Below are 13,545 nucleotides of genomic sequence, written 5' to 3' on the forward strand. Positions count from 1 at the left end.
GGAGGGATTGTGGGAGATGAAGGAAATTACATTATGTGACTCACCCTGGCAAGTAAAGGGATTTTGGCCATGGGTACCAATCAAAACAGTTAGCATGGAGCTGGGCCAGGAACTGCTTGGAATCTGTGAATGGCTGCCAGCTACAGTGCCGGGCGGCGTACATGAGGATTTATATCGCGCAGGGCTTATTCCTCATCCTTACAAGGATTTGAACAGCTTGCAGTGCGAGTGGGTTGAAAACCGATGGTGGATGTATCGGACCATAATCAAGCCGGTAAACAATACAGGCAGTAAGGTGGAGCTCGTCTTTAAGGGGCTGGACTATGAAGCGATTGTTTATCTGGACGGTCAGCGAGTGGGCGAGCATAAGGGGATGTTTACGGAGGCCGTGTTTGACGTGACGGACCGGATGAGGGAAGAGCCTATGGAGCTGGCCGTCTTGCTTCTTCACGCCCCTGATGAGATGGGACAAATCGGAAAAACCTCAGAAACCTTTACACAAAAAAGCAGATTTAATTATAAATGGGATTTTTCAACTCGCTTGGTCAATATCGGCATATGGGACGACGTTCTGCTTCGTATCCGTCAGCACATCAAGCTGGACGATATAAGAATCGCAGCCGATGTGGAGGAGGCAGACCTTATTGAGGAGGGACGGCATACTGGCATCATTACGGTTGAGGCAACGATTGCGGCGACTATTGAAGGTGCGTTTGACAGCGTTATCATTTCGGCGCATTGCTTCAATCCGTCCGGGCAGCTCCTGTATACGGAGCGTCTTCGCGCCAGCTGCGGAGAGAGGGTTTATCTGGAATTCAGAGTGCAGGGAGCTCAGCTCTGGTATCCCAACGGCTACGGGGAGCAGCCGCTGTATAGCATCAAGCTTGAACTGTGCTCAGGCGAAGGGGAGATTCTGGAGGCGCGAAGCTTTATGAGCGGCATTCGCAAGCTGGCCTTTGCGGCGAACGATGACAGTCCCGCGGATGCATTGCCATATACAATTCAAATCAATAATCGCCGCATTTATATTAGGGGAGCCAACCTGGCGCCGCTTGATCATCTTTATGGCACCGTGCTGGATAGCCAATATGACCGGATGATTTATATGATGAAGCGCGCCAATATGAATCTGGTGCGGATATGGGGCGGGGGACTTATTGAAAAGGAGCGGCTGTATGAGCAGTGCGACCGTCAAGGTATCCTCGTTTGGCAGGAATTTATCCAATCCAGCTCGGGCGTCGATAATTTACCTTCCCAAAAGCCGGAATTTCTTTCCTTGCTGCGGGAATCGGCGAAGGCGGCGCTGAAAAGCCGCCGCAATTATGTCTCGCTGACGGTTTGGAGCGGCGGTAATGAATTGATGAGCGCGCCAAACAAGCCTTCAACGTTTCAGGACCCTAATCTGGCCATGCTGCGTGAGCTGACTAAGCGGCATGATCCGCAGCGGCTCTGCCTGCCTACCTCGGCGTCAGGGCCGGTGCAATATATAACGGAGGAAAAGGGGCAGGGGCATGATGTTCACGGACATTGGAAATATCTCGATAATCCGAAGCATTACATTTTCTATGGCGAAAATGACAATCTGTTCCATAGCGAATTTGGCGTGGATGGAGTGAGCGGGGTCAAAAGTCTTCGGAAGTTTTTGAGCGAGCCGCATCTAACGCCGGTTTCAATGAAAGAAAATCTTGTATGGCGGCATCACGGCGAATGGTGGGACACACTGGAGCGGGATCAGCGCTTGTTCGGGAAGCTTGAAGAGCTGGAGCGTTTTGCAGCGGCCAGTCAATGGGTGCAGGCAGAAGGATTGCGCTTTGTGCTAGAGGCTAATCGCAGACGCAAATTCCGTAACAGCGGCAGCATCATCTGGCAGATGAGCGAGCCATGGCCCAATGTGTCGTGTACCAATCTGCTGGATTATTATGGCGAAACAAAAATGAGCTATTATTGGACGAAGCAGGCCTTTGCTCCTCTGCATGTCTCGCTGGATTACCATTCGCTGCAGGTGAAGCGGGGCGAGGAAGTGAAGCACGGAATCTGGCTGCATAGTCACGTAGCGGGAATTCCTCTGGACATGAATGTGGAAGTGGTCGATGCAAGAGGCCTTGTCATTGCCGTCAGCCGTTATCACGCGGTCAGCGCGCGGGATCAGGCTGTGTTTGTTGGCAGCTTGACCTGGACGGCGCCGGATGAAGCGCATGAGCTCCTGCTGGTCAGGATTTCCTATAGCAGGGATGGAGAAAGCGTTGTTTGTTATCCTTATTTCTTCTCTGCCGCAGCAGATGAGCACCTCTACCGATCATCGCTGTCTCTCGAGCCTCCCCGGCTTGATATCAGCTTTATCGAAGGGTGGCGCGTCACAGGCTATGAGGAGCTGACGGAGCTAATGGAGTGCCGCCTGTTGGTACGCAATCTCGGGGCAGTAGCCGCACTCCATGTATTTGCAGAGGAGGCTACCGATCAATACGATCTTGATTGCGATGAGCTGTACTTTACACTGCTGCCTGGTGAAAGCCGGATGGTCGCTGCACGCTGCGCGCGCAAAGCGGCCGGAGGCTTGCTGAGGCAGGAGGCCTGCGAAACTGGGAATCAGCCGCCGCAATTGCGCATTCGCAGCTTTAATGGGCATAACATCCTGGCGGTGGACCGGTACGATCACTAATAAATAATGACCAAAGGAAGGTGCTTGCCGTGATGCAACAAGAGTTTATCCCGTTTGGCTTTCAATATTATCGTTCTCCGACGCCATGCCGAGACCAGTGGGAGAAGGATTTAAGGCAAATCGCCAAGATGGGCTTTAATTGCGTGAAATATTGGGTGCAATGGCGCAGCAGTTCGCCCGAGGAGGGCGTGCACAGCTTCGAGGATATCCGGGAACTAATGGATCTTGCGCATGATTGCGGCCTCCGGGTTATTCTGAATGTCATCTTTGATGTGGCCCCGGCCTGGTTCGATCAGGCCTATCCCGATTCCAGAATGGTGACGGCGGATGGCAGGACTATTGCGCCGCAGGCTCTCAGCTACAGGCAAATAGGCGGAGCTCCTGGGCCATGCTACCATCATCTTCCGGCACAGCAGGCCAAGGATGTATTTCTTCAGGCCGTTGTACGGGAGTTTAAGGATCATCCTGCTCTTTGGGTGTGGGATCTGTGGAATGAGCCGGAGCTGACTACAGGCATAAAGCGGGAGCTCCATTTTGAAAATCAGGTCTGTTATTGCAATCATTCCATACAAGCCTTTCATGTCTGGCTGGAGGAGAAATACAATACGCTGGAAAATCTTAATGTCCGCTGGCAGCGCAGCTACCGGCAATGGTCGCAAATCGAAGCGCCTCGGGGACAAGCGATTTTTAACGATATGGTGGATTGGCGGCTGTTTATGTCGGATGCGCTTACGGACGATCTCAAGCGAAGAGTTGCGCTAGTCAAGCGGTACGATACCCGCCATCGCGTGATGGTGCATACGGTTCCCGCGCCGATTTTTAATTTGATCACGGCCGGTTCGGACGATTTCAAGCTGGCGGAGCCATGCGATATGTTTGGCAATAGTCTTGGCTCATCCGCCTGGTCTGCGGATTTGCTGATCTCGGCGGCAAAGGGCAAGCCGATCATAAATTCCGAAATTCATGCGCTGCCGGGACATATGGCGCTTAAGCCGAAAAAGCTGGAGCTAAAGGAGCTCAAGCGTCATATCCTGATCCCTTTGGCAAGAGGGATAACCGGATTTCTGTTCTGGCAATACCGGCCCGAAATATTGGGGCATGAAGCCCCGGCCTGGGGGAGCACTTACCTCGACGGCAGCGTGACGCCGTGGCTGGAGGATATGGCAGCTCTGAACGAAACCATTCAGACCCGCAGCGAGCAACTGGTTACTTCGGGGAGGCCGTCGGATCGAATTGCCATCTGGTACAGCTCTACCAATCAGATCGCCAGCTTTGCTGTATATGCGCATCTGGATGCCTACCATGATTCTGTACAGGGCATGCATAAGCTGCTGCATGATCTTAACTACAAGGTGGAGTTTATCGCCGACCAGGATATGACCCGCGACATGCTGTCGAATTACGATCTGCTTATTATGCCGTCCCCCATGTATCTGAATGAAGGAATGTGCAGCATGCTGGAGCAATGGATTTTGGAAGGCGGTGTGCTGATATCGGAATGCTCCTTCGGCGCGTTGACGGCAGAGGACGGATACCACAGCTACCAGGTGCCCGGCTATGGCTTTGACCGTGTGTTCGGCGTCAAGGAGAGCTGGCTGCACTCCCTGGAGAATTTGGACCACAGCTACCATCAGGTGACCTTGAAATCCAGCCAAACCATTCCATTGTCAATGGATTCGCTAACCGGCAGCAAGCTGGAGCTGAAAGCGTCGGGCAGCTATTATAAAAGCGAAATTGAGCTTGCCGGGCAAACCCGGGTAATTGCCCGTTTCGATGAGGACGGGAGCCCGGCAATTACGATGTCTCCTTACGGCAAGGGCAAGGCGGTATGGATCGGAACATTGCTTGCGGCAGCTTATTGGCGAGAAGGCGGAGAACATGCGAGAGAGCTGTTTCGACAGCTGCTGGAGGGGCATCTGGGTCTTCCCCCGGCCGTGACGGTAACGCCCGGGACGATTCGTGCGGACTGGCTGGCGCATAATTCAGGCAATGTAAAAACATGCTTTTTGTTTGTTCACAACTGGGGCGAGAAGCCGGCTGCCGCCGTTATCGGTTTGCCGACGGCGGTAGCCTGCGTAAAGGCGTGGCTGCCAGAGGGGGAGCCCATGCTTGCCATCCATGCACACAATCCTTCACGCGTTGAGGTCGAGTTGCCTGCGGGAGATATTCAGGTATATGAGTTTACAGAGGTGATCAGCTGATGGGCTATTTGCACTACGTTCAACCGCTGCAGGGCACAGCCTCCGGGTACCACTTCTCCGAGGGAAATACATTACCGCTCATTGCTAGGCCTTGGGGCCATGCCGCCTGGAGCCCGCAATCGGACGAGTCTGGCGGCGGCTGGTTTTTTCATCCCCGGCATCGGCGTTTTCAGGGCGTCCGAATGACGCATCAGCCAAGTCCGTGGATTCGTGACTACGCCCCTCTGATTTTAATGCCGCAAACTGGCGAGCTGGCAGTAACAGCCGAAGCGCGTTCTGCCTCGTATCGTCCAGAGGAGCTGGAGCTGCATCCGCATCGTTTCCAGCTGGAGCTGCCGCGTTATCAGACGAAGCTGGAGCTAGCGCCAGCGATGCACAGTGCCATTCTGCGGGCTTCCTTTCGGCGCGTCGAAGGCGCGAGATGGCTCATCGCGCCGCTTCAGGGCGCTTCTAGCATTGCCATTGATCCCCATGGCCGCTGCATAACGGGCAGCACTTCATCCCACTATGGCGAGGTGCATCCTTCGTTCGCAATGCACTATGTCATTATGCTGGATTGCGAGATAAACACGGAGCAATGCGGAGTGTTCTTGCCGGACGGTGAAACACGCCAGCAGCTGACCGCCTCGGGAGACGGGGTGGGAGCTTATGTCGGTGTAACGCCGCCCGAAAGCGGAGAGGTGACGGTTCGAGTCTCTACATCGTTAATAAGCGCCGAGCAGGCGCTATTAAATATGAAGCGCGAGCTGGGGGGACACAGCTTGAACAGCTTGCAGGCGGAGGCTGCTGCCGAATGGGAGGATGTGCTGGGAAGAATCGGGATTGAAGCCTCTACAGAGGAGAAGATTACCTTTTACAGCTGCATGTACCGGCTATGCCTGTTTCCCCGAACTATGCATGAACACGGAGAAGACGGGGGGCTTATCCACTACAGCCCCTATGATGGCCGCGTGCACGAAGGGCCGATGTATGCCGATGTTGGCTTCTGGGACATCTATCGCACCTCGCTTCCCCTTTATAGCTTGCTGTTCCCCGAAAAGCTAGCCGAGATGTCGCAGGCTTGGGTGAATATTGGCAAGGAAAGCGGCTGGATGCCGAAATGGATATCTCCGGCTGAGCGGAGCGCGATGCCGGGCACGCTTATCGATGCGGCAATAGCGGATGCCTGGATGAAGGGGATTCGCGGTTTTGATATTGAAGCCGCTTACCAGAGCCTGCGCAAGCATGCTATGGAGCATGCGGAGGACGGGAGATACGGCCGTCCGGGGCTGGCTGATTATGCGGCGTTTGGTTATCTTCCTTATGAGCGCCACCATGAAAGCGTCAGCAATTCGCTGGATTATTATTATGGCGACTTCTGCATCGCGCAGCTGGCGCAAGCGCTTAACAAGCAAGAAGACTATGAGCGGTTTATTGAGCGGGCGGGCAACTATGCCCTCCTGTTTGATTCCGAGAGCGGATTTATGAGACCGCGCAATGCCCAAGGCGAATTTCAGCCGGCTTTCGACGAGCTCGCTTGGGGAGGAGCCTATTGCGAGGGCGGTCCCTGGCAATGCAGCTGGGCTGTTCCGCATGATATAGCCGGACTGGCACAGCTTATGGGAGGACGCGAAAAGATATTCGCCAAGCTCGACCATCTATTTTCGATGCCGCCGCAATTTAAGGTAGGGGCCTACGGATCGGAGATTCATGAGATGTCCGAAATGGCGGCAGTCGATTTTGGACAATTTGCTATAAGCAATCAGCCCAGCTTCCACCTGCCTTATATCTATGCGGCTCTAGGGGAGCGGAGCAAGACACAGCTTTGGATCAACCGTGCAACATGGGAGCTGTTTTCGGCAGAGCGATTCCCGGGCGATGAGGACAATGGCAGCATGAGCGCCTGGTACATTTGGAGCATGCTGGGTTTATATCCTTTTACCCCAGGCATCCCGCAATATCTGCTAATCGCTCCGCAGGTCCGAAGTGCAACAATTAAGCTGGAGAACGGCGAAGCGGTCGAACTTGTTGCGCCAGGCAGTTCTGTAAAGGAGCCATACCTGGGCAGCGTGAGCCTTAACGGTCAGCCTTATCCGGCGTTGTACATTACTCATGAAAAGCTGCTGTGCGGAGCGAAAATCGAATACGAGCGCTCTGAGTTTCCGGAGCAAAAAGGGGCAGCAGCGGAGCATTTGCCCTATTCGTTATCAAGTGAGGTGGATACGCGTGAGTGATGAATTCGTGCCTGACAGCTATGTTCCAATCAGCGTTACTATCAACCATACAGGGGAGAACGCGATAGAATGTCTGAATGTCAATCGGCGGCTGCTGCTGGCGCTCAAGGAAAAAGGACATCGTATATATGCGGCTTGGAGCGATGCCGGACGAATCCGTTACACCGATGAGGTAACCGTTGATTATGAGCAAGGCGAGGTGTCATTCCGTTCCTTTGGTCGAGGGCCTTGTACAATTATTGCTGAAACGATGGTTAACGCCTATCCGGTGACTACGAATTGGTCATCCGACTTGAACGGTGGGAGAGGCGGGGTGCAGCCTGGCGCCGCCGGCGAGCTTGGCCGTATTCATTGGAATGCCAGCGAAGGGCAGCGGACCGTACAAGGGCATTTTCGCAATACCGACGACAGCCATCCCTTTTATTTTAATAGCGAGGAATATGCGCTATGGGATAACGAGGATCCGGCAGTGCAAACTCCGGCTTATGAGCGCTATATCGGTGAGACCTACAGCCTTTACGGAGTAAGTGAAGCCGCAGCGCTCCAGCTGTCCGCAGAAGCTTTGCAGCATTGCGGATTTCCCGTTCTTATTCGCCGCAGTGATACACTGCCTGCCGAGCTGGAGAATGTGCCCGCCTTTCAACTGGTTCATAATGTCATCATTGGCAGGAGCAAGCACCGCAGTCTGGCAACCTTTGTGCTGCCCCCGTTCTGGAGGCGTGCCGCGGAGAGCTATCCTGCCTTGTTCAGCGGCTTTTATGATCAGAATGAAAATGTGTTTTCCACCGTTGGTCCAGAGATGCTCAAAGTTCTCGGGCAGTTGTTTAACGAGCAAGACACTGGTGTTGTCGGCATCATCTGGAACGGGGGCGGCTCCATCGGGTCCAGGACGCTGCAACAGTCCATTTATGCCAATCTGGACGATTTGTTCATGAAAGCAAAAAGCGTCTATGGCGTCCGTGAGGACGGTATTGTGGCTGCGGGCGGCTCCAGGGGCGGCTTTGCAAGCTTGCTCGCGGCAGCCAACCCCAATCAGGATTGCTACCGGATTCGCTATGCCGTCTGTCATAATGTGCCTTTTCTATTGGGCACTCCGCTGCTAACCATGTTGAATTCCAGTCATAGCATTCTGGATCAGGCGTTGTGCGAGGATACGGGGTATAAGGACGCATGGAGGAAGACCTGGCGCAACGAACAGGGGCAGTCCGGCATGGAGCTGTTTCTGGAAACGGTATTGGGTACTAGCGACCTTGCGGAGATTGATGCTTTGCGCTCGCCTTCATCAGAGGCAGTTATGCGGCGGATTGCCGCCAATGGAACAGAGGTTCTTCAGAATCATGGCACGCATGATCCCTTTACGGCGAGCTGGCTTACTTACCGCTGGGTGGATCGGGCTCGTTCGCTCGGCATCAGGGTCCGGCATGAAATCGGCTACCGGTTCGGCCACAATAACTGTGTCCCGCCTTTTGAGAGCGCCAAGCGATGTCTGGAAAGCATTTTGAAAGACGAGCCGTTGATGATGAATGGAAATTTCCATTATGTAAGAGCCTCGTCCGATCCGGCAGACTGGAGCCGTGCCGAGCAGCTCGAGGTAAAGCGTCAGCCTGTATTTCTGGAGGCGCCGAAGGTTGTTATTCGAGGGTTGGCTAATGATTACATCCTCTATGGAGTTCCAGGAATGGAATATCGCCTGGTGCTGGAGGCAGCGCAGCAGGACGATGACAAGGAGCGGCTTGTCTTAATGGAAGGAAGACTGCAGCAAATTTCGGGAATGCGTTCCGATTTCTCATATGCCGCCATCTATCGGAAATTGGATGAGCTGAGAGGGGAATTGTACCGTTACCGTCTGTATTATAGGCTGCCGGGCGATGATGAATGGACAGTTGATTTGCCGTATACTCCTCAGCCCGACCATCCCGATCCGACTTTGAAAATAATGAAGGAGCAGCCGAATCCTCTTCAGCCCGACTGGCTGCAAATGACGCTTCAGCACTTTATCGGCTGGGGCTTGAGCGAAATATAGCATGCGGCCGATAGGGGAATTAGCCAGCGGAATGGACAGTCGGGCTTCCAGCGGTTACAATGCTGTCTAGGGCGCGAGGCGCTGATGATGCCGGATGGATGACTTAAAGTAATCTTGCATAAGCGTCTTGCGCAAGGTATCCCAAGAAGATTGGAGGATTTTACTATGCATGCCGAAATGACGTCTCAAGAGCTTTTTGAACAGCTGTCAAATGGCGGGAAGCTGAATCTGATTGATGTTCGTGAACCCGATGAATGGGAGGAGGGGCATATCAAGGAGGCGCGCAGTATACCGCTGTCCCAATTTCAAGCCCGCGCTCATGAAGTGCATGATGTCGAAGGAGACGTTGTGTTTATATGCCGCAGCGGCGCCAGAAGCGGCAGAGTATGCGAATTTTTGACGCTGCAGGGTTTCGATGTGGCTAATGTGGTTGGCGGCATGCTGGCTTGGCCGGGAGAAGTTGTTACCGGACCTTAAAGCAGAGCCGCGCTGATGGGTGGCAGTCCGTCAAAATAGGCGAAAGGCCTTGTCAATAGAAGAGCCGCGCTCCGCTATGGGGATGCGCGACTCTTTTTTTGCAGCTTTCGAAGCCGGTAGTGACTACAGGCACGCCTTAAGGCCGGGAATATCCGAACAAGGCGGCAAAGGACTGGAGATTTGCCTCAAGCGACTTGGCATCAGTTGGCCGGATACGAGCGAACATGTCCGAAACAAATGCAGAAATGGAAGAGGTGTCGGCATCCTTGAATCGACTTCCTGTATCAGTTTCAACAAGCTTCTGTTTAAGCGCTTTGGCTTCTTCCAGATATTCGGTGCGCCACTCCTGATTTTTTCCTGATGTTTTGGCGAATTTGATCAAGATGGATAATTTCTCGGTAACGTCCGTTGCGTTATTGTACTTCTCAAAGGACGTTGGATCGTACCGTTCCATCAGATCGATTGGTTTAATATAGTCCTCTGGCGCTCCTATGGGACGGCTCGGGAGGCTTGCGTATTTCATCCCGCCGGTTGCTGTGTCAACCGTTCCCGTTTTTGATAAAGCCGCGATCTGATGCATGGTGCTCAGAAACAAATCCTTTTTGCCGGGGTCCATTATGTAGTTGTCGGCAACAAAGCGCGCTTGCGCCATTCCGGCATCCAACAGGGCATCCCGCTCATCCTGGCTGAGCGCCGCAGCGTCCGCCGGATAAAAATGATTCTGAATGATGCTGGAAACGCCATCCCTAACATTTTCCGGCTGATCCTGAAGACTTTTGTCCAACGCGGAACGGATCTCGGCGCTGCCCCAATAAACGGCCGGCTTGTGCTGGACGTCTCCCGCAGCCAGCTCTCTTCCCTCGTTGCTGATGCTCAGCAGATCCGGCATATCGCCCCGAGGGGTATTGTCTAACGCCTCTTTAAAGGGTTCCCCTTTTCCCGATGATAGAGTGGCGGCTCGCTTCAAGTGCTCGGGAATCCCATTTGCCGCAGCAGCTGGTATTTTCATCTCTTTTTCCTCCTTTCCAACATACAGGGATACTAACAATATCGGCATCGCACGCCAAGAAATGAAGGGATTGGGAAATTTGGGATATGCCCATTCGCGTTAAATATATTTACATAATATATGGCTTTGTTATATAGTAAAAGATAAAAATCTGGAGGCAGGGAGGAATGGCAATGAAAACAACGTCTGGTTTAAACATCGAGCCCCATTCTGACGTCATGTCAATGTCACAGAATATATCGCAAGATAGGTTGAAGATGATGCCCAAGGTTGATTTGCATTTGCATTTGGATGGGAGCATCAAGCCGGAAACGATTATGGCATTGGCTAGAAAAAGCGGCGTAAGCCTGCCCGCCAACTCAGTAGAAGAGCTGCTTCCGTATATGAAGGCGGATAAAGGCTGCTTGTCGCTGACGCAATATCTTGAAAAATTTGATTTTGTTAGCCCGTTTTTGCAGACGGCGGAAGCGCTGGAGCTGGCAGCCTTTGAGGTTGTGGAGCAAGCGGCGGAGCATCACTGCCTTTATATTGAAGTCCGGTTTGCGCCACAGCTCCATACGCGTTCGGGGCTTAATGCGGATGAGGTCATTGCGGCTGTCATTGCAGGCTTGAACAGAGGAGAAGCGAGCTTTGGCGTAAAAGCCCGCTGCATTGCCATCTGTCTGCGGGGCCATACCGGCGAGATGAATCTGGAGGTGGTCAAGGCAGCGGCGCGTTATATGGGGCATGGGCTGGTCGCGATTGATCTGGCAGGGGCGGAAGCTGCTTATCCGGCTGAGCTGTATTCCGAGGAATTCAGGCTAGCACGGGAATTGGGGCTTCCGGCTACCATCCACGCAGGCGAAGCGGCCGGGGCGGAAAGCGTACGGGAAGCTGTTCTTGGACTGAACGCCAGGCGAATCGGACATGGGATCAGAATGAGGGACAACAGCGAGGTTATGTCCTTGATCGCTGAGCTGAATATTCCGCTTGAGCTTTGCCCCGTAAGCAATCTCCAGACTAAAGCGGTGGAAAGCTGGGAGGACTATCCCCTTCGTTATTATATGGATAGAGGAATTACCGTAACGGTGAATACCGATAACCTGACCGTCTCCGACACAACGATTACTAAGGAGTATAGCGAACTTTGCGAGCATTTCAGACTGTCTGCGGAGGAGCTATGCGGGCTTGTTATGAATGGTGTAAAGTCGGCCTTTTTGCCGGAGGGCGAAAAAGAAGAGCTGATGAAAAAAATGGCTGCAAGCCAAGCAGCCTGGCTTGCAGCGGCCTCTACATCAACATCTCCTTGATTTGCAGCGCCATTCGGATCCGCAAGCTGTCGGCGGGGTTGCGCACCTGCGCCCCCGTCAACTGCTCAATCCGGTTCAGGCGGTACAGCACGGTATTGCGATGAATGTACAGCTGCTTTGCTGTTTCCCCGATATGGCAATGATTGTCGTAAAAAACGCTGAGGGTGCGCCGCCACTCCAGTTGCTCGCTTTCCTCGATACTGCTCCAATCCTCGAAAGTATCCCGTACAAACTCCTGAAGATCGTCAACGGGAATCAGCTTCAGTAAATCAACCAGCTCCTTTGTATGATAGAACTGAACAAACCCTGCCTTATTATGGCTGTGTCCCAACTTATAGGCGTCACTTGCTTGCTTAAACGCTTTTGGAATATCCAGCAGCTTGGAAAAAGGGCTGCTAATCCCGAAATTCAGCTGGGCTCCGTTTGCAGCGGAAATGGCTTCCGCCATATTCGTCATTTGTGCCGCCAGCCGCAGCTTGCCTTCGGCCTCTGCGCCAATCCATTGCTTTGCGTGCAGCAGCAATACAAATTTGTCTTTCAAGGTAAACAGGACATAATCGGTTTTTAATGATTGAAGCTGCTTGTTCAAATCGCGGTATAAGTCGTCGATTTCGCGGGCTTTTTTTTCCATGGCTCCTTGGTCATTTCTGCCTTGTGTTTGCCGTTCATCTCCTTCTCTGCCGCACAACATACACAACATGGACTCTCCTGGAAACAACCCGTATTGCTTGCCCCGGTGGATAATTTCCTGCTCCGAATGTATTTCACCCTGAACCAGCTCCGTAAAAAACTGTATTTTGAATTGGCGCGTCCGGTCCTTGACAGCTTGCGTTTTCAGCATTTCAAAACCAAGCACATTGGCTGCCTGCTCCAGCGCCAGCGTCTGCAGCCTTTGGCGGCTTTCGTCGCTTGGGAAAGCGGCGATATAGCCTTGCCGCTGGTAGGTGGGAATGGGCTGTAGCATAATGATGACGTCGTTCCCGGAGCCCTCGCTTGACGAAACGCGATGCAAGCCGCCGACGAGCGGCAGCTTGCCCGCTTGCTTGCCCGCCAAAAAATGATTCAGCCTTTTTAAATCCGGCTTATTGGACAAGGACAAGCCGGCCAGCTCCAGCTTGGGGCCCAAAATAACGACGGGGGCGGCTATAAGCTGCGACAGCTTCTCTACAATTTCGCTCAAGCCTTCACCGTTTAAGATCAAGTTAAAAAAGGTATGATGCGTCTCCATAGCATAGGTCAGCTCAGCGGTTTTATTTTGGAGAATGCTGCTTAAAGCGTCGTTTATTATTTCGCCCAGTGAATAATCCATGGAAAGCTCCAAAAGCGGAAATTGGAGAGCGTTTGCCGTTTCAATGACGGCCTCCGGAATTTCCTCCAGAAAACGTTTCGTTTTGATGGCGAGACCGGAGCAACCCGCGTCAGCCATCTGGATTACCAGCTCTTTAAGCAATTCAGGCTGGTCCTTGACAGCGTAAGCAGTAGTCAACAATAGCTCTTGGGGACGAAGATACTGGGCGATATCAGGGGCGTCCATCATGTTGACCGAATGAACATTACGGTTTAAACCGCTAAACCCGGCTGCAATTCTGGAATGGCGCAGGGCTGGAATCTGCAATAAATCTTTTAGCAGCATATCGTTCGCCTCGCTTTTGTGTTAGTTTATATAACACATAA

8 protein-coding genes are annotated in these 13,545 nt (G+C 52.9%); 6 read left to right on the plus strand and 2 right to left on the minus strand.

Annotation, left to right across the window (positions count from 1 at the left end; genetic code table 11):
• Window positions 1-16: 16 nt before the first annotated feature.
• The 5 genes from A7K91_RS07510 to A7K91_RS07530 all read left to right on the plus strand — a co-directional run bounded on the left by A7K91_RS07510 (window position 17) and on the right by A7K91_RS07530 (window position 9,573).
• Window positions 17-2,659 (plus strand): glycoside hydrolase family 2 protein, encoded by a 2,643-nt coding sequence (locus A7K91_RS07510; RefSeq protein WP_068681259.1) that lies wholly within the window; start codon window positions 17-19, stop codon window positions 2,657-2,659.
• A 32-nt stretch (window positions 2,660-2,691) separates the two neighbouring features.
• On the plus strand, window positions 2,692-4,860 hold the full coding sequence (locus A7K91_RS07515) for a beta-galactosidase (RefSeq protein WP_068681261.1): 2,169 nt from the start codon (window positions 2,692-2,694) through the stop codon (window positions 4,858-4,860).
• The gene (locus A7K91_RS07520) at window positions 4,860-7,073 is read left to right on the plus strand and encodes a GH92 family glycosyl hydrolase (RefSeq protein ID WP_068681263.1); all 2,214 of its coding nucleotides are present in this window, start codon (window positions 4,860-4,862) and stop codon (window positions 7,071-7,073) included. Before A7K91_RS07515 ends, A7K91_RS07520 begins: the two co-directional genes overlap by 1 nt.
• Window positions 7,066-9,096 (plus strand): hypothetical protein, encoded by a 2,031-nt coding sequence (locus A7K91_RS07525; protein WP_068681265.1) that lies wholly within the window; start codon window positions 7,066-7,068, stop codon window positions 9,094-9,096. The genes A7K91_RS07520 and A7K91_RS07525 overlap by 8 nt, the downstream gene beginning before the upstream one ends.
• A gap of 165 nt (window positions 9,097-9,261) precedes the next feature.
• Complete coding sequence (locus A7K91_RS07530; RefSeq protein WP_068681267.1) at window positions 9,262-9,573, plus strand: rhodanese-like domain-containing protein; 312 nt, start codon at window positions 9,262-9,264, stop codon at window positions 9,571-9,573.
• A 136-nt stretch (window positions 9,574-9,709) separates the two neighbouring features.
• Here the strand turns inward: A7K91_RS07530 and A7K91_RS07535 are convergent, their stop codons facing one another.
• Complete coding sequence (locus A7K91_RS07535) at window positions 9,710-10,582, minus strand: hypothetical protein (RefSeq protein WP_068681269.1); 873 nt, start codon at window positions 10,580-10,582, stop codon at window positions 9,710-9,712.
• A gap of 173 nt (window positions 10,583-10,755) precedes the next feature.
• Between A7K91_RS07535 and add the strand changes: the two genes are divergently transcribed.
• Window positions 10,756-11,871, plus strand: a complete 1,116-nt coding sequence (gene add, locus A7K91_RS07540) for an adenosine deaminase (RefSeq protein ID WP_245697312.1) — start codon at window positions 10,756-10,758, stop codon at window positions 11,869-11,871.
• Here the strand turns inward: add and A7K91_RS07545 are convergent.
• Window positions 11,852-13,504, minus strand: a complete 1,653-nt coding sequence (locus tag A7K91_RS07545) for a PucR family transcriptional regulator (protein ID WP_068681271.1) — start codon at window positions 13,502-13,504, stop codon at window positions 11,852-11,854. The genes add and A7K91_RS07545 overlap by 20 nt on opposite strands.
• Between the last annotated feature and the right edge of the window lie 41 nt (window positions 13,505-13,545).

Source organism: Paenibacillus oryzae, assembly GCF_001675045.1.
Classification (GTDB): domain Bacteria; phylum Bacillota; class Bacilli; order Paenibacillales; family Paenibacillaceae; genus Pristimantibacillus; species Pristimantibacillus oryzae.